Below are 24,257 nucleotides of genomic sequence, written 5' to 3'. Positions count from 1 at the left end.
CGCTCCGGCAGCAGCGCCATGGCGCCGCCGCCGGTCGCGCCGATCAGCCGCAGATCCGGGTACTTGTCCAGCCATCCCGCGAACGCGATCATGGCCAGGCCGATCGTGAGGTCGCCGAACCGGCCGATCTGCTCGACGAAGCCGATCTCGTCGACCCGTTCCGTGCCGGCCGGTTCGGCCGGGGCGTGCACCAGGACCGGCACTCCGGCCTCCGCCGCCAGGGCGAAGAAGGAGTCGGCGCGCGGGGAGCCGAGGAGCTGCCCGTGGACGCTGGAGGTGGTGATCAGACCGACGAACGCGGGATCCTCGAGGGTCTCCCGCACTCCGTCGAGGTGATCGTCGTCGCCGAACGGGTTGGCGTACACGTAGCCGCGCAACTGGTCCGGGAACCTGGCGATCAGCCCCGACATCCAGGCGTGGAAGCCACGCAGCCGGTCGCGTGGCTGAGCGTAGTTGTCGACGCCCGGGACCCGCGCCATGGCGCCGGCCCCGACGGGGCTGCCGATGATGGTGAGGTCGATCCCCGCCTCGGCGCGGGCGGCGAGCATGCCGTCGACGTCGGTCAGGCTCGGGGGCATGGGGAAGCGTTCGGCCGCCTCCGGTGGGGACAGATGCCCGTGGATGTCGATGATCATGTGGTGTTTCCCGGGTTCGGGTTCGGTGTGAGGGCGCGGACGACCGCGGCGCAGTCCTCGTCGCCCAGCCCCTGCTCGGCGGCGCGGACGTGGGTCTCGGCCGCGGCGGTCGCCAGTGGCAGGTTCAGGCCGGCCGACGCCGCCTGCTTCGAGGCGAGTATCAGGTCCTTGGCCATCAGCCGCAGCCGGAAGTCCGGCTCGTCGAAGCGGCCGGTGGCCAGGCGCCGGGACTTGAACGCCATGACCGGCGAGGCGAACCCGCTGCCCGCGATCGTCTTGAGGACCAGCTGCCGGTCGAGTCCGGCGGCGGCCGCCAGCTCGGTGGCCTCGGCCATCGCCTGCACCTCGACGCCCATCAGGAGGTTGAGGAGCAGCTTCATCCGCATGCCGGAACCGAGTGCGCCCAGATGGACGACCTCCTTGCCCAGCCTCTCCAGCAACGGGAGGGCGGCCTGGAACACCCGCTGCTCACCGCCGACGAACAGCCGCAGTTCGCCGTCGCGCGCGTGGTCGCGGTTGCCGAGCATGCCGACGTCCAGGACCGCGGGCGCGTCCCCGGCGATCTGGACCACCTCCTCGGGGGCGACGGTGCTGGCGCAGATCAGGGTGCCGGGGTAGGGGCCCCTGGCCAGGAGGCCGTCCGGTCCGCGCAGCACGGCGCTGAGGGCTTCGCTGTCGGCGACGGCGCAGATGGCCGTGCTCGTGCCCTCGACGGCGTCGGCGGGGTGGGGCGCCACACGGGCGCCCGCGTCGGCCAGCGGTGCGGCCCGCTCCGGAGTGCGGTTCCACACCCGGACCTCGACCCCCTGCTCGAGGAGGCGGGTGGCCAGGCCGGTGCCCATCCGGCCGAGGCCGAGCACGGCGACGGGGCCGTCGGTCATGCGGGTCATGACGTCACCCCCTTCGTCTCCTTGACGACCCGGAACCGCAGCGACTGCGTCGAGTCGACCCACTGGCGCAGCGGGGCCACGAGTTCGCGGTGCTCCTCGCTCTGCTGCCAGGCGAAGAAGTGCTCGGCCGTCTTCCACTCGCTGGTGATCACCCACTGACGCGAGTCGTCGACGGGTTCTCCCAGCCGCTCCACGATGTGGCCCGGGGTGCGGGCGACGGACTTGCGGATCTGGTCGTACAGCTCCAGGAAGCCCTGCTCGCCTCCCTCGACCACGCGAACCGTGAAGACCACGCCCAGCGTTTCGGCCGAACGGCCGTTGTGTTCGGTGCCCATGTCTCCTCCTGAGGGTGAGATCCGGCAGGACACGCATCCCACCGACTCATGGCACCCGTGCGGACGCAACTCCGAATGGGGTACGCCCCAGTGCTGACAAGGGGTGCACGCTCCGTTTTTGACCTGTTCGGGTGAGCGGCGCGGCACCCGGTCCCGCGGCCGTCGACGCGCCCCGGACGCCTGCCGGAAGGGGGGTTCGACCGCTCCGGTGACGGCCCCGGACCACCGCCCCGTCCGCCGGTCGTCCGCCGGTGACCTCACCACGGTCGGACGGTCACACCGTGCCGTCCCGCCCGGGAGCGAGCAGCCTTGGTTCCAGTGAGGAAAGGAACGTGATGAGCGCCTCAGATGACATGAGCGCCCCGGAGGGCGCGGGTGCCGCCCAGGACCCGAGCGCCCCGGAGGGCACGGGTGCCGCCCAGGACCCGAGCGCCCCGGACGGCTCCGCCGACGTGCACGACCTGCGGTCCGCGCTGGCCCGGCTGGCGGGGCACCCCGGCCAGCTGATCGAGACGGACCACCCGGTGGACCCGAGCGCCGAACTCGCCGGTGTCTACAAGCGGGTGGGCGCGGGCGGCACGGTGGAGCGCCCCACGCGCACCGGCCCGGCGATGATCTTCAACAACGTCACCGGCTACCCGGACGCGAGGGTCCTCGTGGGCCTGATGGCCAGTCGCGACCGGGTCGGCCTGCTGCTGGACGCGCCGCCGCGGCGCCTGACGCAGCGCATGGGGCAGGCGATCAAGGACGCGATCAGCCCGGTGACGGTCGGCCCGGACCGGGCGCGCTGCCAGGAGGTGGTGCACCGTGCCGACGACCCCGGCTTCGATCTGCGCAGGCTGCTGCCCGCACCGACCAACACGGAGCAGGACGCGGGTCCGTACTTCTGTCTCGGCCTGGTGCTCAGCAGCGACCCGGAGGGCGAGAAGGGCACGGACGTCACCATCCACCGGCTGTGCGTCCAGGACAAGGACAAGCTGACCATCTTCTTCGCCCCCGGCCGGCACATCGACGCCTTCCGCCGGAAGGCCGAGGCGCGGGGCGAGCCGCTGCCGGTCTCGGTCAACATGGGCCTGGACCCGGCCATCCACATCGGCGCCTGCTTCGAGGCCCCGACCACCCCGTACGGCTACAACGAACTGGCGGTGGCCGGCGGGCTGCGCGGCAAGCCCGTCGAACTCGTCGACTGCGTCACCCAGCCGGAGAAGAGCATCGCCGCCGCCGAGGTGGTCATCGAGGGCGAGATCCTGCCCGGCGTGCGCGAGGCGGAGGACCAGAACACCCACACCGGGCACGCCATGCCGGAGTTCCCCGGCTACGACGGCCCCGCCAATCCCGCCCTGCCCGTCCTCAGGGTCACCGCGATCACCACCCGCACCGACCCCATCCTGCAGACCCTGGTCGGACCGGGCGAGGAGCACGTCAGTCTGGCCGGCATCCCCACCGAGGCGAGCATCTACAACGCGTGCGAGGCCGCGATGCCCGGCTTCGTCACCGAGGTCTACTCCCACCGCTCCGGCGGCGGCAAGTTCCTCGCCGTGCTGAAGGTGAACAAGACGAACTCCTTCGACGACGGACGCGCCCGGCAGGCGGCCCTGGTCGCCTTCGGCGTCTACGCGGAGCTGAAGAACGTCATCCTCGTCGACGAGGACGTGGACGTCTTCGACACCGACGACGTGCTGTGGGCCATGCAGACCCGTATGCAGGGCAACCGGGACATCATCGCCGTCCCCGGGGTCGCCGGCCACGTCCTGGACCCCTCCCAGACGCCCGAGTACGACCCGACCCTGCCCGCCAAGGGCACCACCGCCAAGACCGTCTACGACGCCACCGCCCCCTACGCGCTGCGCGACGAGTTCACCCGCGCACACTTCCGCGACGTCGACCCCCGCCCCTACGCCCCCGGCCTCTTCCCCGGGACCGCCGACTCCCCGGCGGGCGAGGACGCCCCCGGCACCGGCCACCAGGTCCACCACACCCGCTCCAAGAGCAGCCACCACGACTGACCCCCCACCCCCTGCCGGACCGACCAAGGAGAAGACCATGCCCGAACAGCGCCGGGTGATCCTCGCGGTGACCGGAGCGGGCGGCACCCGACTGGCCGGACGGGTGCTGCACGCCCTCGTCGACGACGACCGGGTCGGCCACGTGGACCTGCTCGTGTCCCCCAACGGCCGTCGGCTGATCGCCCATGAACTGGGCGGCACTCCCGCGGACGACCCCTTGGCGCGGCTGCTGGGCGGGCCGTCGCGGAAGGTGACCGTGCTGCACCCCGAGGAGGACTTCGCCGCCCCGCCGTCCTCGGGCAGTTACCGCACCTGGGGGATGATCGTGCTGCCGTGCGCCATGGGCGTGATGAGCCGGATCGCGCAGGGCCAGTCCGACACGCTGATCGAACGCGCCGCCGACGTGTGCCTGAAGGAGCGCCGCCCGCTCCTGCTGTGCGTCCGGGAGACGCCGTTCAACCTCATCCACCTGCGCAACATGGCCCAGGTCACGGAGGCGGGCGCCGTCGTCTACCCGATGATCCCGACGTACTACAACGTCCCGCGCACCCTGGAGGAGATGGACGACGAGTTCGTCACCCGCCTCCTGGAGTTCGCCGGCCTCGACCGCGGTGACGCGTACGAGTGGCACGACGGCGGCAGCCCCGCCTACCGGCGGCGCGTCGCGCCGACCCGGGACACCTCGTGACGGCTACCGCGTCGGCGGTAGCCGCCCGCCGCGGCCCGGTTCCGCGGTCGGGGCGCCGTGCCGTCAGCCGGCGTACACCCGGCCCTGCTTCACGACGTAGTGCGCCGGCTCGGAGCAGCCGAGGGACGGCGTGAGCAGCAGGCTCACCGTGAGCGGCGCGGGCTCGGTGCCCGCCGTCGAGAACTGGCAGACGGCGCCCCGGCCCGTCAGGGGGTACCAGAACCAGCCGTCGACATCGCCGACGGTCACGCGGTCAGCCGCCTTCCAGGCGCCGTCGGCCCGGGTGAAGACCTGGAGGCGTACGGAGGCGGCGTACTCGTCCTCCGTCGAACGCAGCGCGGTCAGGGTGATCCGGTAGTCGGTGCCGAGGACGGACGAGGCGATCTGCCGGGTCCGCGGCGCGGCGGTGTCCGCCCGGGAGGCGCCGGCGCCGACGGCCACGGCGGTGGTCGCCGCCACGGCGACGAGGGCGGCGGCCGTGCGGCGACGGACGCGAGGACGAGCCAGGTTCATGAGTGTTCCCCCGTTGGAACGAGCTGGTACGGATGGCCGGGAATCATCCCGTTTGTCGATGAGGACACCGGGGAGGGCCCGGAGGTTGCACGCGATCCGGACGAACCGGCCCGGCACGGGCGGGAGGCCGGTGCCGGCCGGTCCGATCACCCGGAGGAGCGACGGTCTGCCGCGCGCGGACGGCGGCGGGACGCCGGTCACCCCTCGCGCCGGGCGTCCCGGTCCGACGCCGGCCATACGTACGGCAGATCGTCGGGGACGTCCGGGAAGAGGGGCAGGTAGAACGCCGGGTCCTTGCGCACGAGCGCCGACCGGTGACTGCGGTGGAACGCCGGATCACCCAGCCACGGCGGCAGCTCACCGTCCTCGGCGAGCTGCTCCTGCGTGCGGACTTCCGCGTCGGCGCGCCGCCCGGCGAAGTCGGTCACCAGGGAGGCGGCGCAGGTGTCGGCGCGTCCGATCGCCGTCCAGGTGGCGCACATCTGGAGGCCGTAGCGCACCAGCGCCTCCTCGTACCCGGTCCACATGCGCACCGCCGGGTGGTGCCGCCAGCCGTAGCCGGGGACCGTCAGGCCGCGCAGCACCTGAAGCGTCTCGACGCGCTGCTTTCCCAGCCGGCGCGGGTCCAGGGCGGCGGCCGACGCGGCGAAATCGGGGTACGGCAGGAAAGTCTGCATGGTCCATCCCCGGCACGGCGGCCCGCCGTCCGCAACCGCGCGTGCGTCGAACGGGCCGTACGCCGCGCGGCGCCACCGCCCGCGGCCACCGTGACGGCGCGGTTCGGTCCGAGAGGGCGCCCGGGCTGAGCGGGCGCCCGGGCTGAGCGGGCGGCGAAACGGATGCATGGTGGACTCATGATCGAGCTCGCCGTGCTCTTCGCCGTCCTGGGGGCCGCCAGCAACGCCGTGGGCACCGCCTTCCAGCGCAAGGCCGCCTCCACCGTGGCCCAGGGGGGCGGACTGCGGCTGCTGCGCGCGCTGGTGCGCAAGCCCGCGTGGTCGATCGGTATCGCGGGCGTGGTGGGAGCCGCGCTGTTCCAGGCCCTCGCCCTGGTCAACGGGCCCATGGCGCTGGTCCAGCCCCTGTTCATGCTCGAACTCCCGTTCGCCCTGCTGATCGCCGTGCCCCTGCTGCACCGCCGGCTGTCGGCCGCCGCCTGGTGGGCGGTCGCCGCGGTGGTGGCCGGGCTCGCCCTGCTCCTGATCGCGGCGGCCCCCTCCGGAGACCTGCACCAGGCCTCCATGGAGCGGTGGATCCCCGTGCTGGTGCTCACCCTGGGAGCGATGACGGTGGCGGTCGTCCTCGCCCGCTCAGCGTCCTCGCCGCTGTTCCGCGCCGCCGCGCTGGCGACGGCCGCCGCGGTCGGCAACGCGCTCACCGCGGCCCTGCTGAAGTCGGCCACGGACCGTCTCGCCGACGACGGGCTGCCCGCCTTCCTCACCACCTGGCAGACCTACGGATTCGCGCTCACCGGCGTCGCCTCCGTCCTGCTCCTGGAGAACGCGCTCCAGGCCGGCCCGCTGGTCGCCTCGCAGCCCGCGCTGACCGTCGGGGACGCGGCGGTGAGCCTGGTCCTGGGCGTCGCGCTGTTCGACGAGACGGTCCGCGCGGGCTGGTGGCTGGTGCCCGAGGCGATCGGCGCACTCCTGATCCTGTGGGGCGTGATCCGGCTGACCCGGGTGGTGCCCCGGCTCGCCGACGTCGTGGGGTGATGCCGTACGACACACGGCACCGGCCGGCGACCTTCCACGGTCGCCGGCCGGTGCCCGCCCACGGTCGCCGGCCGGCGACCGTCCGTGCTAGCGGCCCAGGGCCGCGGCGCCCGCCTGCGCGTACTTCTCGTCCAGCGTGCCGGACGGCGCGCCGGCGACGCCGATGCCGGCGATCGGCGCGTTGCGGGAGGTGACGGGGACGCCGCCGCCGAGGAACAGGGTGCCGGGGATGTCCTTCAGGTTCGGCGTCTGCTCCAGGCGCCCGGCCAGCTCGGAGGTGGGCGCGTTCCAGGACACCGCGGTGAACGCCTTGCGCTCGGCCGACTCGTACGACTGCGGACCGGCGCCGTCGCCGCGCAGGGTGACGACCGTGCTGCCGTTGCGGTCGACGACGGCGACCGTCACCCGCTGGCCGTCCTCCTCGGCCGCGTGGAGGGCGGCCTGCGCGGCCTTGGTGGCGGCCTCGATCGTCAGGTGGGTGGAGGCGGTGGTGGTACCGGCCGCGGCGGCCGCGGCCGGGACGGTGGCCGGAGCGGAGGCGTTCGCGGACACCGTGCCGAAGGCCGCGGCGCCGACGACGGCGAGGGCGGCGGCGCCGGTGGTGATGCGGGCACGCCTGGAGAGGGACTTCATGCTGGTCTGCTCCTCGGATCGGATGGGGCGGCCGCTGTGTGGTCCCGGCTGCCCGTCTGCTCTCCACCCTCGCCCCGCACCAGGGGCCGGAGGGTCGGTGGTCCGGCTGCTCCCGGCCTGCGGAACGGGTGACGGCGGTGTCATCCGATCGGTTGACCCGCCGGTTGTGCGGAGCCCGCACAATGGGAGTGTTTGCGCAGTTCAGCGCGGCAGGACCGAGGAAACGGGCGGAAGGGAGACGGGTGCGCGTGCCGAAGCCGTACGACCCGGACAACCGGTGGCCGGGTGCCGTCATGCACACGGCGTTCTTCCTGCTGCTCGGCGGTGCCCTGGCCCGCTTCCTGCTGCGCCACCCCGGCGAGCCCCGCACCCCGTGGATCATCGCCCTGTCCGTCGCCCTGGCCGCACTGCACCTGCTCGACCTGCTCGGTCCCGCCCTGGGCGGCGCCGCGGCGAGACGGGACCGAGGACGGACGGGCCCCCGGGTACCGGACCACCAGGATCACCGGGAGCTGGATCACCGGGCACTGGATCACCGGGCACTGGATCACCGGGAGCTGGATCACCGGGCGCCGGACCATCCAGCATCCCGCCCGCCGCTCTCCGCCGTGCCCGGACCCGCCGTGCCCGGACCCGCCGCGCCCGGACCCGCCTGGCTCGGACCAACCCGGCTCGCCGCCGTCGTCGTGGTGTGGATGGTGCTCGTGGTGCTCGCGCCCAGTTTCTCCTGGTGCGCGGTGCCGCTCTTCTACACGGGCCTGCGCACCCTGCCGACCCGCGCGGCCCTCGCCCTGGTGGCCGTCCTGACGGCGTTCGTCGTCGCCGCGCAGTTCCGGCTGGCCGGCACCTTCGACCCGAACCTGCTGCTCGCGCCGCCCGCCGTCGCCGCCATCGCCACGGCCGTGTTCCTGCGGACCGAGGATCAGGCCGCCCGGCAGCGCGCCCTGATCGACGACCTGATCCGCACCCGCCGCGAACTCGCCGCGTCGGAGCGCCGCACGGGCACCCTCGCCGAACGCCAGCGGCTGTCCATGGAGATCCACGACACCCTCGCGCAGGGCCTGTCCAGCCAGCGCATGCTGCTCCAGGCGGCGGAGCGGGTGTGGGAGTCCGACCCGGACAAGGCGCGGGCCCACGTCCGGTCCGCCGCGTCCGTCGCGGAGCACAATCTCGCCGAGGCCCGGCGTTTCGTGCACGATCTCGCCCCCGCCGACCTCGCCCGCGGCGACGGTCTCGACGCCGCGCTGCGCGCCCTGGCCGCACGGGAGTCCGGCGACCGCCTCACCGTACGCGTCCACGTCGACGCCGGCGGCCGGCCCCCGCGACTGCCGGACCGCGTCCAGTCGGCCCTGCTGCGCATCGCCCAGGGAGCCCTGGCCAACGTCCGGGAACACGCGGGCGCGTCCTCCGCCGCGCTCACCCTCACCGTCCTGGACGACCAGGTGGTCCTGGACGTCACCGACGACGGACGCGGCTTCGACCCGGCCGCGCCGCCCGCCTCCGTCGCCGGGGCGCGCGGTCACGGCCTGCCCGCGATGCGTGCCCGGCTGGGACAGCTCGGTGGCACCCTGACCGTCGAGTCGGCGCGGGGCGAGGGCACCGTCCTGTCCGCCGCCGTCCCCCTGGAGGCAACCCGATGACCGACCCCGCGGGACCGGCCGCCGTCCGGCCCCCCGTGCGCATCCTGGTCTGCGACGACCACGTCGTCGTCCGGGCCGGGCTGCTCGCCCTGCTCGACAGCGCCCCCGGCATCGAGGTGGTCGGCGAGGCGGGAACCGGCGAGGAGGCGCTCGCCCTCGCCGCCAAGCTGACGCCGGACGTCGTGCTGATGGACCTGCAACTGGGCGCGGGCATCGACGGGGCGGAGACCACCCGCCGCCTCACGACCGCCCCCGGACCCCGCCCGCACGTCCTCGTGCTGACCACCTACGACACCGACGCCGACATCACCCGTGCCATCGAGGCGGGCGCGACCGGCTATCTGCTGAAGGCCGAACGCCCCGAGGAACTGTTCGCCGCGATCCACGCCGCCGCCCAGGGCCGTACGGCGCTCTCCGCGCCGGTCGCCGGCCGGGTCATGGCCAACATGCGCAGCCCGCGCCCCTCCCTCACCAACCGCGAACGCGACATCCTGGCCCAGCTCGCCCGCGGCCTCGGCAACCGGGAGATCGCCCGGGCCCTGTTCATCAGCGAGGCCACGGTCAAGACGCACCTGCGCCGGATCTACGACAAACTCGGCGTGGACACCCGCGCGGGCGCCGTCGCGGTCGCCAAGGAACAGCGCCTGCTGCCGTGACACCCCCGCACGCCCCGCCTGCCCGGCCGGCGCCCTTTCCGGTCGACGGCCCGTCCGTGAATTCTTGCGGATTCGGTGACGGCTTCATGGATTTCCGTGCGTCGAATATGTGAAGGAAGTGCAGGAGCGGTCCGCCCCGGAATCCGAAATCCCCTTATGTCGACGGGGACTTGATCGCGCGAACTCCCGTGCAGTAATCAAATGAATCATGAATCTGTTCAGTCGCGGTACGTCGTCCCGCCGCCCCGCACTCCCGGACGCGCCCGAACCCGGCTTCGGTGCCTCCGCATCCGCCACCGCCGTGCTTCCGGACCCCGCCCTGGCGGAACTCACCGGGGACTGGGTCATCGACCCCGCGCACAGCAGGATCGGGTTCTCCGTCCGGCACGCCATGGTGACCACGGTCCGCGGGGCGTTCACCGAGTACGAGAGCCGCCTCTGGTTCGACGGCCGCGACCCGGCCCGGTCACGCGCGGAGATCGTGCTGTCGACCGCCAGCGTCGACACCGGGGTGGAACAGCGCGACGCCCATCTGGTGGGCCGCGACTTCCTCGACGCCGCGGCCTACCCGCACATGCGGTTCACCAGTACCGCCGTCGAACTCGACGGTACCGACGTCTACCGCATGACCGGTGACCTCACCATCAAAAGAGTCACCCGTCCCGTCGTGCTGGAACTCACCTACATCGGGCACGTCACCGACCCGTTCGGCTATCAGCGGGCCGGGTTCGACGGCACGACCACCATCGACCGTTGCGCCTGGGGCCTGTCGTACAACTCCAGACTGGCCGAGGGCGGGGCGATGGTGAGTGAGAAGGTGCGCCTCCAGTTCGACATCGCCGCCATCCGTACCACCCCGTCGGCCGGCTGACGTCACGGAAGCCGACGTCAAGGTGTGCGGGACGGCCGCCCGCCGACCGGCTCGCGCCCCCGCCCCCGCCCCCGGCGTGGCACGCCGGGGGCGGGGGCGGGGGCGGTGCACTGAGGGCCGGCCGCGACGCTGGGAGGCGGACGTGACGGTGAGCCGGCTCGGCCTGGTCGTGCACGGTGGGCGCCCGGAAGCCGTGGCGGCCGCCCGCACCGTCCGCGCGTGGTGCGCGGACCAGGCCGTGCCCTGTGCGGACATCGACGTGTGGCGGGACCGCGGACGGCGCAGCGCGGGTGAGGAGGTCGACGCCGCCGGCGATCCCGACCTCGTCGTCACCCTGGGAGGCGACGGCACCTTCCTGCGCGGCGCCCGGCTGGCCGCCGAGCACGACGCCCTCGTCCTCGGCGTCGACCTGGGGCGCGTGGGCTTCCTGACGGAGGTGCCCGTCGCCGACGTCCGCACCGCCCTGGACGCCGTACGGGAGGACCGGCTCACGGTGGAGCACCGCATGCTGCTCACCCTGCGAGGCAGCTCCTGCTGACACCGGCGGCCCGGCCGCGCCGCGCCGGGCTCCGGACCGTGCCGCGCCGGGCCCCCGACGCGTCGCCCGCCCGCCACCGCGCTCCCGCGGCGTGCGGGACCGTCAGACGTCGGGCGGTACGGACGCGAACTCGCGCTCCAGGTGGCCGGTGTCCAGCCGCAGCCGCCACAGGTTGCGACGGCGTGCCCTCGCCAGCTCGGCCTGGAGCGGGGAGGGCGGCACCGCGAGGACGGGGCAGGCGGCGTGGGCCAGGCAGTACCGGCCGACCGACGGCCACAGCGCCCGGCCCAGCGGGCCGCGCCGGCCGGCTCCCACGACGAGCAGGTCGTCCTCGCGGCCCGCGATCCCCACCAGCGCACGGCCCGGCGCGCCCCGGGCGACGCGGGCCCGGACGGGCAGGTCGGCACCGCTGTCGCCGAACACGTCACGCAGCGCGGACAGCAGGATCCGCCGTGCCAGCCGCTCATGGTCCTCGCCCGCGACGGACGCGTCCGGGAGCCGGTGCGCGGCGAGGTTCCCGCCGGGCGGCTCCCAGGCGAGCACGGGCCACAGCTCCGCCCGCCGCTGCCGGGCCTCGTCGGCGGCCCGGCGCAGCGCCGTGAGGCTTCCGGGCGAGCCGCTGACTCCGACGACGACACGAGTGACCGGGCGCCCGTCGGACACGGACATCGCCTCCCCGTTCTCCCGGCGCCGGCGGACGGGCCCTCCCGTTCGCCGAGCGTCACCGCGACCTCTTCCATCCCCGCTCCTGCCCCGGATCCCCGCGGACTTGCCACCCCGGCCGCACGGTCGTCGGCGGCAGTGGGCCCGTGAGGACGCGGTGTCAGGCCCGCGCCCCCACGGGCGGTCTCGGATGCCGGGGGTGTCCCGTCCGGTTCGGGTGCCGGGAGGTGTTCGGCCGGGTAGGCGTGTGCCAGGGCGTGCCGGAGGAGCCGTCCTAGTCGGTCGAGGTGACGCGGGTGACCGCCAGCAGGGTCAGGTCGCGGCTCTGGGGGGCGGTGTCCAGGGAGCGGTGCAGTGCGAGGCCCTCGATCAGGGCGTCGAGCTGCCGGGCGGTGTCGGCGTCGAAGTGCCGTTCCAGGAGCCGGCGGCTGCGGTGCATCCAGTTCTGGGTGAGCTCGCGGTACTCCGGACGCCGGGCGGCGAGGGTGTACAGCTCGTGGGCGAGGATCAGGTCGCGGCGGGGGCCCTCGGACAGGGCGTGGACGAGGTCGGTGACGGCTTCCCGGGCCTCGGCGGGGGTGCGGGCCGGGCTCAGATGGTGCTCGAAGACGGTGACGATGCGGTCGGCGAAGCGCCGGAACGCCTCGTGGAGCAGGTCGTCGATGCCGGCGAAGTGGTAGGTCATCGATCCGAGGGGGACGCCGGCCCGGCCCGCGATCCTGCGGTGGGAGACGCCGGCGACCCCCTCGTCGGCGATGTGGTCGAGGGTGGCGGCGAGGATGCGCTCGCGCCGCTGCGGGTCGGTGTGTCCGGTGGCCATGGGCGTGCGCCGGTCAGATGTCCCGGACGGGCCGGGCCGGGTTGCCGACGGCGACGACGTTCGCGGGGACGTCCCGGGTGACGACCGCGCCGGCTCCGATGACGGAGTTGTCGCCGATCGTCACGCCCGGGCAGACGATGACGCCACCGCCGAGCCAGACGTTGTCGCCGATGGTGATCGGCCGGGCGGCTTCCAGCTTGTCCCGGCGCGGGCCGGGCTCCACGGGGTGGGTGGGGGTGAGGAGCTGGACGTCGGGGCCGATCTGGCAGTCCTCGCCGATGGTGATCGCCGCGACGTCCAGGGCGGTCAGGTTGTAGTTGACGAAGGTGCGGGCCCCGATGGTGATGTTGCTGCCGTAGTCGACGTGGAGCGGCGGGCGCAGGTCGACGTCGGCGCCGACGGAGGCGAGCAGTTCCGCCAGGAGCGGCCGGGCGGCACAGGCGTCCTCAAGGTAGGCGGCCTGGTAGCGGGCGGCGAGCCGCATGGCGCGCTGCTGGCGCCGGGCGATCTCGGGGTCGTCGGCGATGTAGAGGTCGCCCGCGAGCATGCGTTCGAGGTTGGTGCGCGGGTCGCCCGCGAAGTGGTCCGTCGGCATGCGTACGATCGTACACTCCAGAACGTACGGTCGTACACTCCGGAACGTACGGTCGTACACTCCGGTGCCGCACATGACGCTCGCTCCCGCGAACGCGGGGTGGCCGGTCCCCGTTGCGGGAGCCGGCCACCCCAGTCGTCCTGTCCGTGCCCTCAGGCGAGGGTCACCTCGACGGGCAGTTTCTTGATGCCGTTGACGAAGTTGGACCGGACGCGCGGGACGTCTCCCGCGAGCCTGATGTCCGCGAGGCGCGGGATCAGCTCCTCGAACATGATGCGGATCTCGGTGCGGGCCAGCAGGTTGCCCAGGCACAGGTGCGGGCTGCCCTTGCCGAAGGTGACGTGGTCGTTGTCCCGGCGGGCGACGTCGAAGTCGTAGGGGTTGCCGAAGACCTCCTCGTCGCGGTTGCCGGAGGCGAACCACATGACGACCTTGTCGCCCTCCTTGACCCGCTTGCCGCCGAGCTCGACGTCCCGGGTGGCGGTGCGGCGGAAGTGGTAGACGGGGGAGGCCCAGCGCAGGAACTCCTCCACCGCCGTCGGGATGAGGGAGGGGTCCTCCTGGAGCCGGGCGAGCTGCTCGGGGTGCTGGAGGAGGGCCAGCATCGAGTGGGTGATGGTGTGGCGGGTGGTCTCGTTGCCGGCGACGACCAGGAGCAGGAAGTAGTTGTCGAAGTCCTGGGGGGAGAGGGGGACGCCGTCGCGCGGGGTCTCGTTGACGAGCCGGGAGATCAGGTCGGTGCCGGTGCCGCCGCGCCGCTGCCGGGCCAGTTCCCGGCCGTACTCGAAGACCTCCAGGGAGGCGGGGGAGCGGAAGGGCAGGTCGCGGTACTTCTCGCTCTCCTCGCTGTGCAGGAGGACGTCGGCGTAGTCGGGGTCGGTGTTGCCGATGATGCGGTTGCCCCAGTCGATGAGCTGCTGGTTGTCCTCCGGCGGTACGTCCAGGAGGCGGGCGAGGACGTTGATGGGGAAGTCGGCGGAGACCTCGCTCACGAAGTCGAAGGTGCCCTTGGCGAGGGCCGCGTCCAGGGTCGAGGCGGTCAGTCCGCGCAGGAAGTCGGTGTAGCCGTTGATCACGGTCGCGCCGAACTGGCGCTGGAGCAGGCTGCGCATGGCCCGGTGACGGACCCCGTCGAGCTCCAGGATGGAGGCACGCTTCTTGATCTGGTCGTCGTCGACCTCTTCGAGGTTGACGAACCGGGTGGAGGTGAAGGTCTCGGCGTCGCGGTCGACGCGGGCGATGTCGGCGTGCCGGGTGACGGCCCAGAACCCGGAGTTCGGGGCCTCCTCGGGCTGCCAGTGGACGGGGTCCTCGTGGCGCAGGGTGTGGAACATGCGCCACGGGGTGACGCCGTCGGTGAAGTTGTCCAGGTTCGCGAGGTCGACGTCGGCCAGGGGCAGCGGCTCGCGCACGGCCTCGGTCGCGGACTGGGCGGTGGTGGTCATGGGGTGTGGGCTCCTCGGCGTCGATGTCACAGGTGGTAGGCGTACTCGGTGAACTCCCAGTCGGTGACGTGCCGGTGGAAGCGCGCGACCTCGTCGCGCTTGTACGAGAGGTAGGAGGCGGTGAAGTCCTTGCCGAGCACCTCGGTCAGCGCGGTGTCCGCCTCCAGGGCGTCCAGCGCCGCGGGCAGGGTCGTCGGCAGGACGGCGGCCTTCGTGGTGTCGTAGCCGTAGCCCTCCAGCGGGGCGCAGGGCTCCTCGCCGGCCAGGATGCCCAGAAGGGCCGCGGCGATGGTGCCGGCGATCAGCAGGTAGGGGTTGGCGCTCGCGTCGCCCAGCCGCAGTTCTAGGCGGGCGCCGGAGCCGCGCTCGGGCGGGATGCGGACCATGGCGCTGCGGTTGTCCAGCCCCCAGTCGATCAGCCAGGGCGCGAGGGTGTCGGGGCCGAAGCGTTTGTAGGAGTTGACCGTGGGGTTGGCCAGCGCGGCGAGTGCGGGGGCGTGGGCGAGGACGCCGGCGACCGCGTGGCGCGCGGTGGCGGACAGGCCGTAGGGGGCGGCCGTGTCGTCGAAGGTGTTGTCACCGCGGTCGTCGACGCAGGACAGGTGGAGGTGGAAGCCGGAGCCGCCCGCGCCGTTGAACGGCTTGGCCATGAAGGTGGCGAGGCGGCCCTCCTTGCGGGCCAGTTCCTTGACCGCCGCCTTGAAGCGGAAGGCGCGGTCCGCGGCCCCGAGGGCGTCCGAGTGGGTCAGGTTGATCTCGAACTGGGACCCGTCGAACTCGTGGTTGCCGCTGGTGACGCCGATGTCCAGGTCGCGCAGCAGGCGCAGGGTGCGCAGCAGGTGGTTGTCGCCGTCCGCGCGCAGGCCCGCGGTGTAGACGACTCCCTCGGCGTCGCTGTAGCGGCGCCAGCCCGCGGGGGTGTCGGGGGCCGCGTCGCAGAGGAAGTACTCCAGCTCCGGGCCCACCACCGGGCGCAGGCCGTGCTCGGTACACCGGTCGATCACGGCGCGCAGCAGGTCGCGGGGGGACTCCGGCGCGGGCAGCCCGGTGGCCGGGTCGGTGACGTCGCCCAGACAGCCGGCGACGCCCGGCTCCCACGGCAGCGCGGTCAGGGTGTCGAGGTCGGGGCGCACACAGATGTCGGGCAGGCCGGCGTCCAGGCCCCCGGCCACCGGGACGACGTCGCCCTGGGGGCTGGTGTGGTAGACGGCGCGGCAGAAGGCGAGGCCGTGGTCGCAGGCCGAGGGCAGATGGTCCAGCAGGACGTCCCGGGCCCGTTCGGTGCCGATGAGGTCGGGATAGGTCACCCGGACCACGTCGATGCCCTCGGCGGCGAGCCGCTCCATGTGGTGCCGGACGGATGGGATGTCGGATGCGCTCACCGGTGTCTCCTCCAGTGAAAGGGGGCGCCTCCCGGAGCACTGGGCGCTGGGGGAGAGGCAAGGGGGCGCGGCTTTCGGACTGCGGGGAAGTGCGCAGGACGCCGCTTGTTTGGTGCCAAACGGTATGGACGTCTTCACCTTCCCGCAAGGGGTCTGTCCCAGAAATTTATCCATCCGGATAGCTATTGACCAGACCTTCGCCGCTTCCTATGTTGTTTGAAGCCAAACGAGTTGGGGTCGGCGTCAGCCCACCCCTTTGGCCGGGGCCCGGCCCCCAGCGGTCCGGGCCCCTCTTCCCCTCTCCCCGACGCCCCCTCAGCACCAGGAGGACCGGCCATGAAGGTCGTCGTCGACATGAACAAGTGCCAGGACCACGGCCAGTGCGTCTTCGCCGCACCCGACGTCTTCAGCTTCGACGACGCCGGGCACCTGGCCTACGTCCCCGACCCCGACGAGGCGCTGCGCGACGAGGTCGAGGAGGCAGCCGACGTCTGCCCCCTCCAGGCCATCCGGATCGAGGACTGAGCCGATGAGCGCATCCGTCGTGGTGGCCGGCGCCTCCATGGCCGGCCTGCGCGCCGCCGAGCAGCTGCGCGCCGCCGGCTGGGACGGGCCGATCACCCTGGTCGGCGACGAGCCCCACATGCCCTACAACAGGCCCCCGCTGTCCAAGGAGGTCCTGGCCGGCAAGGCATCCTTCGACTCGCTCGCCTTCCGGCCCCGCGCCAGCGTCGCGGACGTGCGGTGGCGCCTGGGCACCAGGGTCGTCGCCGCCGACCTCGACCGGCACGTCGTCGAACTCGACGACGGCGAGGTCCTGCCCTACGGCGGCCTGGTCGTGGCCACCGGCATGCGGCCCCGGCGGCTGCGCTGCCCCGGCCCCCGCACCGGCCGGCACACCGTCCGCACCCTGGCCGACGCCCGGGGACTGCGGGAGGCGCTCACCCGGCCCGGCGCGCGCGTGGTCGTGGTCGGGGCCGGGTTCATCGGCTGCGAGGTGGCCGCCACCGCCGTGGCCCTGGGCGCCGCCGAGGTCACCGTGGTCGACCCGCTGCCGCTGCCCATGGCCGGCCCGCTGGGCGACCTGCTCGCCCGGGCACTGCTCGACCGCCACCAGCAGCGGGGCGTGCGCTTCGCCCTCGGCACCGGGGTCACCGGCTTCGAGGGCGACGACCGGGTCACCGGCGTGGTCCTGGCCGACGGCACGGTGCTCGCCGCCGACGTGGTCGTGGAGTCGGTCGGCTCCGTCGCCAACACCGAGTGGCTCGACGGCAACGGCCTGGACCTGACCGACGGCGTGCTCACGGACGAGCACCTGCGGGCCGGCGGCCGCCCCGACGTCATCGCCGTCGGCGACGTCGCCCGCTTCCCCAACGCCCGCTACGACGGCGTCCCGCGCCGCGTCGAGCACTGGTCGATCCCCACGGACACCGCCAAGCACGCCGCCAAGGTGCTCGCCGCCCACCTCATCGGCACCGACGCCGGCCTCCCGCCGTTCGCCCCGCTGCCCACCTTCTGGAGCGACCAGCACGACTTCCGGCTCCAGTCCTTCGGCGCCCCCGCCCTCGGCAAGGAGGACGTGCGCGTCCTGGACGGCGACCTCGACGGCGACGTCCTGGTCGGCTACCACACCGGCGGCCGCCTGGTCGGCGTCGTCGCCCTCGGCGGGCAGGCCGCCGCGGCCGCCGCCGCCCGCCACCGCGCCGCACTCCTCCAGCAGCCCGCCCTCACCGCATAAGGAAAACCCCCAGTGACCAGTGTCCGTGGATTCTTCCACCCCAAGACGGCGACGGGTGCCTCGTCGCTGATCCCCTCTCCGCCCTGGCGCTACTCCGGCGACCTGCTCACCGTCGAGTACCGCACCGATCCGGCCCGCGTGCGCGAACTGCTGCCCGAGCCGCTCGAACTCGCCGACGAGGACCCCGGCGCGGTCGCGCTGATCTGGGCCGACTGGCAGTCCTGTTCCGCGTCGGGCCAGGAGCTCCTCGACCCGGTGCTCGCCCAGTACAAGGAGGCCTTCGCGGTCGTCCGCTGTCAGTACAAGGGCCGGACCTACACCCGCTGCGTGTACATCTGGGTCGACAAGGACTTCGCGATCGCCCGCGGACTGCACCAGGGCTATCCGAAGAAGCTCGGCTCGATCCACCAGACCCGCCCGCACCCCTACGGACCGGCCCCGCGCATCGAGGCCGGCGCCCGCTTCGGCGCCACCCTCGCCGCCGCCGACCGCCGCCTCGCCCAGACGGTCGTCACCCTGCGCGAACCGTCGGACACCAACGGCTTCGTCAACGGCCACCCGATGGCCCACCACCGCTGGCTGCCCTCCATCGAGAAGGGCAAGGGCCTGGCCCTCGACGAGCTGATCGAGTCCGGCGCCGCCTCCTTCGAGGGCGGACAGCCCTGGGTCGGCGACGCCGAGCTGGAGCTGTTCGAGGCGCCCACCGAGGAGCTGGCCCGGCTGGAGATCCGCGAGCCGATCGCCGCGTACTACCGGCAGGTCGGCGTGGTGTGGGACGGCGGCCGACTGCTTGAGTCCCCTTCCTCCGGCGCCGAGTGACCCCTTCGTCCCACCACCTGGAGCCCGTGAACATGAGCGCACACATCACGACGGTGGCCGGAGTCGCCGTCGACACCCGGCACTGGATCGGCGGCGAACGCGTCGCCTCCACCGACACCTTCACCGACGTCTCCCCGATCGACGGCAGTGCCCTCGGCGAGATCGCCCGCGGTACCGCCATGGAGGCCGCCGCCGCGGTCGCCGCGGCGAAGGCCGCCTTCCCCGGCTGGGCCGCCACACCGCGCGCCGAGCGCGCCCGCATCCTGCACGCCATCGCCGACGGCGTGGAGAAGCGCATCGAGGACCTCGCCGTCGTCGAGACCAACGACAACGGCGCCCTGCTGCGCTCCCACCGCCGCGGCGTCATGCCCCGGGTCGCGCACAACTTCCGCTTCTTCGCCGACTGGCTGCTGACGCTGGACCACGAGGACTTCGACACCCGGGGCCACACCAACCACGTCTCCTGGGACCCGGCCGGCCCGTGCGTGCTGATCACCCCGTGGAACGCCCCGCTGATGCTCGCGACCTGGAAGGTCGCCCCGGCCCTCGCCGCCGGCAACACCGTCGTCCTCAAGCCCGCCGAGTGGTCCCCGCTCACCGCCTCGCTGCTCGCCGACATCGCCGCCGAGGCCGGCCTGCCCGCCGGTGTCCTCAACGTCGTCCAGGGACACGGCTCCGAGATCGGCGACGCCCTCACCTCCCACCCGGACGTGCGCCGCATCAGCTTCACCGGGTCGGTGCCCACGGCGAAGCACATCGCCGCCTCCGCCGCCGGCAACCTGACCCCGCTCAGCCTCGAACTCGGCGGCAAGTCCCCGCTGCTGGTCTTCGCCGACGCCGACCTGGACCTCGCCGTCGACCTCGCGGTGGAGCAGTACGACAACGCCGGCCAGGTCTGCCTCGCGGCCACCCGCATCCTCGTCGAGGAGCCGGTCGCCGAGGAGTTCACCCGCCGGTTCACCGAGAAGGCGGCTCGGCTGCGGCAGGGCGACCCGCGCGACGAGGCCACCGACATCGGCCCGAACATCCACCCCCGACAGCTGGAGAAGATCGACGGGTTCGTGCGGCGGGCGCTCGCGGCGGGCGCCCGCGCGGTCATCGGCGGCCACCGGAAAGACGGCGGGTACTACGCGCCGACCCTCCTCACGGACGTGGCCCAGGACTCCGAGATCGTGCAGGAGGAGGTCTTCGGTCCCGTCCTGACCCTCCAGACCTTCACCACCGAGGACGAGGCCGTGAGCCTGGCCAACGACACCCGCTTCGGCCTGGCCGCCACCGTCGCCACCGGCGACCCAGAGCGCGCCGAACGCGTCACCGCGCAACTGGTCGCCGGCACCGTCTGGGTCAACTGCTTCTTCGTCCGCGACCTCCAGGCGCCCTTCGGCGGCTCCCGCCACTCGGGCGTCGGCCGCGAGGGCGGCACCTGGAGCTTCGACTTCTACTGCGACCTGAAGAACACCGTCACCGCACCGAAGGGCTGGAAGGACCATGGGTGAGATCGTCGGGGCGGGCCTGCTCGCCCACGTCCCCACCATCGTGCTGCCGGAGGCCGACCGGCTGGAGCTGAACGAGGGCAAGGAGATCACCCTCGTCACCGGCCTGGAGCAGCTCCGGAAGGACGTCTTCGCGCGCGACGACTACGACACCGTCGTGGTCCTCGACTCCCACTGGGCCACCACCGTCGAGTTCGTCGTCACCGCGCAGGACCGCAGGGCCGGCCTCTTCACCTCGGAGGAACTGCCGCGCGGCATGTGCCGGATGCCCTACGACTACCCGGGCGACCCCGAACTCGCGGCGAACATCGCCTCGTTCGCCGACCAGCACGGCACCTGGATCACCCCGATCGACGACGCGTACCTGCCGGTCTACTACGCCACGATCAACCTGTGGAAGTTCCTCGGCGAGGGACTGCCCGACAAGCGGTGGGTGACCATCGGGGTCTGCCAGACCGGCGACATGGAGGACCACCTGCGCCTCGGCCGCGCGCTCGCCGACGGCATCGCGGCCACCCCCGGCCGCCGCGTCCTGCTGATCGCCTCCGGCGCCCTGTCGCACACCTTCTGGCCGCTGCGCGAGCTGCGCGACCACGAGGCCAGCGACCCGGTCCACATCTTCACCCCCGAGGCCCGTGAGGCCGACCACGAGCGGATCGCCTGGTTCAAGGAGGGCCGCCACGACAAGGTCCTCGACACGATGGACGAGTTCTGGAAGTACAAGCCCGAGGCGAAGTTCTTCCACTACCTGATGATGGCCGGCGCCCTCGGCGAGCAGGCGTGCACGGCGAAGGCCCGCCAGTACGGCGCGTACGAGAACTCCATCGGCACCGGCCAGGTCCACCTCTGGTTCGACCGCCCGGCCGACGGCTGGACCGGCACCGGCCGGCCCGCATCCGCTCCCACCGACCGCGCCTAGAAGGACACCCGACATGCCCGAGTACCGCCGCATCCTCCTCGACGGCGCAGCCGTCCAGGTCACCGTCGACGGTGACGAACTCGTCGCCGGCGACGGCCGCCGCATCAAGATCGACGACGCGCAGCACCTCCCCCCGGTGGTGCCGTCGAAGGTGATCGCCGTCCACCTCAACCACCGCAGCCGCGTCGACGAGTTCCGCATCGGCCTGCCCGACACCCCCACCTACTTCCACAAGCCGACCTCCGCCCTCAACTCCCACAAGGGCGCGATCGTCCGCCCCGAGGGCTGCAAGTGGCTCAACTACGAGGGCGAGGTCGCCATCGTCATCGGGAAGACCGCGCGCAACATCGCCCCGGCCGACGCGGGCGAGTACATCGCCGGCTACACCGTCGCCAACGACTACGGCCTGCACGACTTCCGCGACACCGACGCCGGCTCCATGCTCCGCGTCAAGGGCTCCGACACGCTGTGCCCGCTGGGCCCCGGCCTGGTCACCGACTGGGACTTCCACGGCAAGCGGCTGCGCACCTACGTCAACGGCGAGGTCGTCCAGGACGGCTCCACCGACGAGATGACGTGGGACATGCACTACCTCGTCGCCGACATCGCCCGCACCATCACCCTGTACCCCGGCGACGTGCTGCTGTCCGGCACGCCCGCCAACTCCCGGCCCGTCCAGCCGGGGGACGTCGTCGAGGTGGAGGTCGAGGGCCTGGGGCGGCTCACCAACCACGTCGTCACCGGCCCCACGGCCGTCCGGACCGACGTCGGCGCCCAGCCCACCGAGTCCGAGGAGGTGCTCTCCACCGCCCTCGGCGGCGACTGGGAGTTCCGTGGCATCAGGCCGCCGAAGCGCTGACCGGAGGCCCGCCGGTAGGGTCGACGCCATGACCGACCCCGTCGACCCCACCGGCGAGCACCGCCCCCGCAAGCGCGTGACGAACTACGGCACCGGGCGGGTCGCCCTGCTGGACGCGGCCGTGCGCGTGGTGGCCCGGGGCGGTCTGCGCAAGCTCACCTACCGGGCCGTCGCCCAGGAGGCCGGAGTCACCCACGGGCTCGTCGTTCACCACTTCGGTTCCCGTGACGCGCTGATCGAGGAGGCCGTCACCCACGCCATCCGCTCCTCGCTGAACAGCAGCGCGCTCGACATCGGCACGGGCCGGGCGATCGACTTCGCCACCGGCCTCCCGGACATGGTCGAGTCCGGCCCCGAGCTCCAGGCCTTCCAGTACGAGCTGCTGCTGGAGGCCCGGCGCAGGCCGGAGCTGCTGCCGCACCTGCGGAGCCTGTACGAGGAGTACTTCGAGGCCAGCCGGCGTGAGCTGTCCCGGCTGCTGCCCGAGCCGGTGGGCCGGGGCATGTCCCGGCTGGTCTTCGCCGCACTGGAGGGGCTGGTCCTGCACCAGCTCGTCTTCGGTGAGCGCGAGGTCACCGAAGAGGCGCTGACGGAGCTGCGCGCCCTGCTGGAAGGGCTGGCCGAGCGCCCGTCCGGGAACTGATCCCGAGCTCCACGAGGTCGTCCGCCCGCCCGATCGCGGTGGCGTGGCGTTGCCCCCCGGTCGGGGTGGCGTGGCGTTGCCCCCCGGTCGGGGTGGCGTGGCGTTGCCCCCCGGTCGGGGTGGCGTGGCGTTGCCGCCCGGTCGCGTGGCGTAAGGATTCGCCGCGCCGCGGGATTCCCTGCCCCCACCCCCTTGTCAAACGGATAGTTCCGCCCCACGATGAGGCAACTCGTTTGGCCTGAAACGACTTCTTCCCTTTCTCTGGCAGGTGATCCGAGTGGACAGTCAGACGGTTTCCGCCCAGCGGACCGTGCGGGACGCCCCCACTGCAGCCACACTCAAACCCAACGCCCTGGGTGTTCTGGGCATCCTCTTCTTCGTGCTGTCCGGCCAGGCCCCGCTCACGGGAATCGCCGGCGCGGCCCCCCTCTCGGTCGCCCTCGGCAACGGAGCCGGCACCCCCGCCGCCTACGTGCTGGCCGGAGCCGTGATCCTGCTCTTCTCCGTCGGCTTCGTCGCCATGGGCCGGCACGTCGTGGACGCCGGCGCCTTCTACACGTACGTCGGCACCGGCCTCGGCCGGACCGCCGGCGCGGGCAGCGCGAGCGTCGCCCTGTTCGCCTACTGCGTCATCCAGGCCTCGATGTACGGCCTGTACGGCTCGATCGTCGGCGCCCTCGTCGCCGACCACACCGCACTCGACCTGCCGTGGTGGGTGTACGCGCTGGTCACCATGGCCGTGGTGCAGGCGCTGGGCGCGGCCGGCATCGAGATGGGCGCCCGCGTCCTGGCCGTGTTCGTGCTCGCCGAGTTCAGCATCCTGCTGGTGTTCGGCCTGGTCACCCTGGTCACGGGCGGCGGGCCCGAGGGGCTCGGCGTGGCCGACAGCTTCTCCCCGTCCGCCGCCCTCCAGGGCGCACCGGGCGTCGCCGTGATGTTCGCCGTGGCGTCGATGTTCGGCTTCGAGGCCACCGCCATCTACGGCGAGGAGGCCAGGGAGCCGAAGAAGACGGTGCCGCGCGCCACCTACCTGTCGGTCGTCGTGGTCACCGGCTTCTTCGCCCTCACCTCCTGGATGCTGATCTCGTCCTACGGCGCCTCGAAGGCTCCCGAGGCCGCGGGCCGGGCGCTGGCCGCCGGGGACTCCTCCGGCTTCGTCTTCGCCCCCATCGCCGACCGGTTCGGCGGCTGGGCCGGCGACGTCCTGCCGGTCCTCCTGGCCACCTCCCTGTTCGCCGGCATCCTCACCTTCCACAACTCCGCCAACCGCTACCTGTTCTCCCTCGGCCGCGACGGGCAGCTCCCCGCAGGCCTGTGCCGCCTCAACCGCCGGCACGCCCCGTGGCTCGCGGGCTGCGCGCAGACCGTCATCGCCGCGGCCCTGGTCGTGCCGTTCGCACTGGCCGGCAAGGACCCGGTGGTGCACCTCTTCTCCTGGTTCAGCGGCCTGGCCGTGCTCGCCATGATGCTGCTCTACCTGCTGACCTCGGTGTCGGTCATCGTGTTCTTCCGCCGCCGGCGCGTGGACGACCGGGTCTGGAACACGCTGGTCGCCCCGGTGCTCGGCGCACTCGGCCTCGCCGGCGCCATCTGGCTCGTCCTGGCCAACTTCACCACCCTGATCGGCGGCGAGGCGAGCACGGCGCTGTGGCTCGTGCTCTCGGTGCCCGTCGTCATGGCGCTCGGCGTCGCCAACGAACGCGTCCGGCGCCGGCGCACCGCACCCCCGACGGACCGATCCGCGCGCCGGCCCGACTGATCCGC

25 protein-coding genes and 1 pseudogene are annotated in these 24,257 nt (G+C 73.0%); 15 read left to right on the top strand and 11 right to left on the bottom strand.

Going from position 1 to position 24,257, the window contains the following annotated elements; genetic code table 11:
• From ACFV9M_RS17375 to ACFV9M_RS17365, 3 genes are all read right to left on the bottom strand, one after another.
• Positions 1 to 635 (bottom strand): amidohydrolase family protein (locus ACFV9M_RS17375; RefSeq protein WP_385102481.1); only part of this gene is annotated, 635 nt, incomplete at its 3' end.
• Positions 632 to 1,525, bottom strand: coding sequence for an NAD(P)-dependent oxidoreductase (locus ACFV9M_RS17370; protein ID WP_385079501.1), 894 nt, complete (start codon positions 1,523 to 1,525; stop codon positions 632 to 634). The genes ACFV9M_RS17375 and ACFV9M_RS17370, both read right to left, overlap by 4 nt.
• Entirely contained in the window at positions 1,522 to 1,860 is a 339-nt protein-coding gene (locus ACFV9M_RS17365; protein ID WP_385079504.1) for an antibiotic biosynthesis monooxygenase family protein, read from the bottom strand. The genes ACFV9M_RS17370 and ACFV9M_RS17365 overlap by 4 nt, the downstream gene beginning before the upstream one ends.
• Positions 1,861 to 2,195: 335 nt before the next feature.
• On the opposite strand from ACFV9M_RS17365, the gene ACFV9M_RS17360 reads away from it, so the two are divergent.
• The gene (locus ACFV9M_RS17360; RefSeq protein ID WP_385079506.1) at positions 2,196 to 3,866 is read left to right on the top strand and encodes a UbiD family decarboxylase; all 1,671 of its coding nucleotides are present in this window, start codon (positions 2,196 to 2,198) and stop codon (positions 3,864 to 3,866) included.
• Positions 3,867 to 3,903: 37 nt separating this feature from the next.
• A complete protein-coding gene (locus tag ACFV9M_RS17355; protein ID WP_385079508.1) occupies positions 3,904 to 4,554 on the top strand; it encodes a UbiX family flavin prenyltransferase in 651 nt (216 codons plus the stop codon).
• A 63-nt stretch (positions 4,555 to 4,617) separates the two neighbouring features.
• Here ACFV9M_RS17355 and ACFV9M_RS17350 read toward each other — a convergent pair whose 3' ends face one another.
• The gene (locus ACFV9M_RS17350) at positions 4,618 to 5,067 is read right to left on the bottom strand and encodes a hypothetical protein (RefSeq protein WP_385079510.1); all 450 of its coding nucleotides are present in this window, start codon (positions 5,065 to 5,067) and stop codon (positions 4,618 to 4,620) included.
• 197 nt (positions 5,068 to 5,264) lie between these two features.
• On the bottom strand, positions 5,265 to 5,744 hold the full coding sequence (locus ACFV9M_RS17345; RefSeq protein ID WP_385079513.1) for an MSMEG_6728 family protein: 480 nt from the start codon (positions 5,742 to 5,744) through the stop codon (positions 5,265 to 5,267).
• Between the two features lie 177 nt (positions 5,745 to 5,921).
• Here ACFV9M_RS17345 and ACFV9M_RS17340 point away from each other — a divergent pair, with 177 nt between their 5' ends.
• Positions 5,922 to 6,779 (top strand): DMT family transporter, encoded by an 858-nt coding sequence (locus ACFV9M_RS17340; protein WP_385079516.1) that lies wholly within the window; start codon positions 5,922 to 5,924, stop codon positions 6,777 to 6,779.
• Between the two features lie 87 nt (positions 6,780 to 6,866).
• Here ACFV9M_RS17340 and ACFV9M_RS17335 read toward each other — a convergent pair whose 3' ends face one another.
• A complete protein-coding gene (locus tag ACFV9M_RS17335; RefSeq protein WP_385079803.1) occupies positions 6,867 to 7,412 on the bottom strand; it encodes a heme-binding protein in 546 nt (181 codons plus the stop codon).
• Between the two features lie 248 nt (positions 7,413 to 7,660).
• On the opposite strand from ACFV9M_RS17335, the gene ACFV9M_RS17330 reads away from it, so the two are divergent.
• The 4 genes and pseudogenes from ACFV9M_RS17330 to ACFV9M_RS17315 all read left to right on the top strand — a co-directional run.
• The gene (locus ACFV9M_RS17330) at positions 7,661 to 9,052 is read left to right on the top strand and encodes a sensor histidine kinase (RefSeq protein ID WP_385079800.1); all 1,392 of its coding nucleotides are present in this window, start codon (positions 7,661 to 7,663) and stop codon (positions 9,050 to 9,052) included.
• A complete protein-coding gene (locus tag ACFV9M_RS17325) occupies positions 9,049 to 9,708 on the top strand; it encodes a response regulator (RefSeq protein WP_385079797.1) in 660 nt (219 codons plus the stop codon). The genes ACFV9M_RS17330 and ACFV9M_RS17325 overlap by 4 nt, the downstream gene beginning before the upstream one ends.
• A 208-nt stretch (positions 9,709 to 9,916) precedes the next feature.
• Positions 9,917 to 10,579, top strand: coding sequence for a YceI family protein (locus ACFV9M_RS17320; RefSeq protein ID WP_385079795.1), 663 nt, complete (start codon positions 9,917 to 9,919; stop codon positions 10,577 to 10,579).
• Between the two features lie 142 nt (positions 10,580 to 10,721).
• Positions 10,722 to 11,108, top strand: a pseudogene (locus ACFV9M_RS17315) (NAD(+)/NADH kinase); the annotation flags it as partial.
• 111 nt (positions 11,109 to 11,219) lie between these two features.
• Here the strand turns inward: ACFV9M_RS17315 and ACFV9M_RS17310 are convergent.
• The 5 genes from ACFV9M_RS17310 to ACFV9M_RS17290 form a co-directional block, all read right to left on the bottom strand.
• Positions 11,220 to 11,786 carry a universal stress protein gene (locus ACFV9M_RS17310; protein ID WP_385078163.1) on the bottom strand — a complete coding sequence of 189 codons (567 nt, stop codon included), beginning with the start codon at positions 11,784 to 11,786 and terminating at the stop codon, positions 11,220 to 11,222.
• Positions 11,787 to 12,054: 268 nt separating this feature from the next.
• Entirely contained in the window at positions 12,055 to 12,600 is a 546-nt protein-coding gene (locus ACFV9M_RS17305) for a TetR/AcrR family transcriptional regulator (protein WP_385078160.1), read from the bottom strand.
• 13 nt (positions 12,601 to 12,613) lie between these two features.
• The gene (locus tag ACFV9M_RS17300) at positions 12,614 to 13,195 is read right to left on the bottom strand and encodes a sugar O-acetyltransferase (protein ID WP_385078158.1); all 582 of its coding nucleotides are present in this window, start codon (positions 13,193 to 13,195) and stop codon (positions 12,614 to 12,616) included.
• 152 nt (positions 13,196 to 13,347) lie between these two features.
• Positions 13,348 to 14,640 carry a cytochrome P450 gene (locus ACFV9M_RS17295; RefSeq protein WP_385078155.1) on the bottom strand — a complete coding sequence of 431 codons (1,293 nt, stop codon included), beginning with the start codon at positions 14,638 to 14,640 and terminating at the stop codon, positions 13,348 to 13,350.
• A gap of 26 nt (positions 14,641 to 14,666) precedes the next feature.
• On the bottom strand, positions 14,667 to 16,022 hold the full coding sequence (locus ACFV9M_RS17290; RefSeq protein WP_385078152.1) for a glutamine synthetase family protein: 1,356 nt from the start codon (positions 16,020 to 16,022) through the stop codon (positions 14,667 to 14,669).
• 336 nt (positions 16,023 to 16,358) lie between these two features.
• Here ACFV9M_RS17290 and ACFV9M_RS17285 point away from each other — a divergent pair, with 336 nt between their 5' ends.
• From ACFV9M_RS17285 to ACFV9M_RS17250, 8 genes are all read left to right on the top strand, one after another.
• Positions 16,359 to 16,547: a ferredoxin gene (locus ACFV9M_RS17285; RefSeq protein WP_086728499.1), complete on the top strand. Its 189-nt coding sequence runs from the start codon at positions 16,359 to 16,361 to the stop codon at positions 16,545 to 16,547.
• A 4-nt stretch (positions 16,548 to 16,551) separates the two neighbouring features.
• A complete protein-coding gene (locus ACFV9M_RS17280; RefSeq protein WP_385078149.1) occupies positions 16,552 to 17,760 on the top strand; it encodes an NAD(P)/FAD-dependent oxidoreductase in 1,209 nt (402 codons plus the stop codon).
• A 12-nt stretch (positions 17,761 to 17,772) separates the two neighbouring features.
• A complete protein-coding gene (locus ACFV9M_RS17275; RefSeq protein WP_385078146.1) occupies positions 17,773 to 18,579 on the top strand; it encodes an acetoacetate decarboxylase family protein in 807 nt (268 codons plus the stop codon).
• A 32-nt stretch (positions 18,580 to 18,611) separates the two neighbouring features.
• Entirely contained in the window at positions 18,612 to 20,075 is a 1,464-nt protein-coding gene (locus ACFV9M_RS17270) for an aldehyde dehydrogenase (protein ID WP_385078143.1), read from the top strand.
• Positions 20,068 to 20,991, top strand: coding sequence for a 3,4-dihydroxyphenylacetate 2,3-dioxygenase (locus ACFV9M_RS17265; protein ID WP_385078140.1), 924 nt, complete (start codon positions 20,068 to 20,070; stop codon positions 20,989 to 20,991). The genes ACFV9M_RS17270 and ACFV9M_RS17265 overlap by 8 nt, the downstream gene beginning before the upstream one ends.
• 13 nt (positions 20,992 to 21,004) lie before the next feature.
• Positions 21,005 to 21,850, top strand: coding sequence for a fumarylacetoacetate hydrolase family protein (locus ACFV9M_RS17260; RefSeq protein ID WP_385078138.1), 846 nt, complete (start codon positions 21,005 to 21,007; stop codon positions 21,848 to 21,850).
• Positions 21,851 to 21,878: 28 nt separating this feature from the next.
• The gene (locus ACFV9M_RS17255) at positions 21,879 to 22,493 is read left to right on the top strand and encodes a TetR/AcrR family transcriptional regulator (RefSeq protein ID WP_385078135.1); all 615 of its coding nucleotides are present in this window, start codon (positions 21,879 to 21,881) and stop codon (positions 22,491 to 22,493) included.
• A 277-nt stretch (positions 22,494 to 22,770) separates the two neighbouring features.
• Positions 22,771 to 24,252 carry an APC family permease gene (locus ACFV9M_RS17250; protein WP_385078132.1) on the top strand — a complete coding sequence of 494 codons (1,482 nt, stop codon included), beginning with the start codon at positions 22,771 to 22,773 and terminating at the stop codon, positions 24,250 to 24,252.
• Positions 24,253 to 24,257 lie beyond the last annotated feature (5 nt).

Origin of the sequence: Streptomyces sp. NPDC059895 (assembly GCF_042731035.1) — a bacterium.
Classification (GTDB): domain Bacteria; phylum Actinomycetota; class Actinomycetes; order Streptomycetales; family Streptomycetaceae; genus Streptomyces.
Note: the sequence above shows the minus strand (reverse complement) of the source record. Positions and strands in the feature narration are given on the sequence as shown.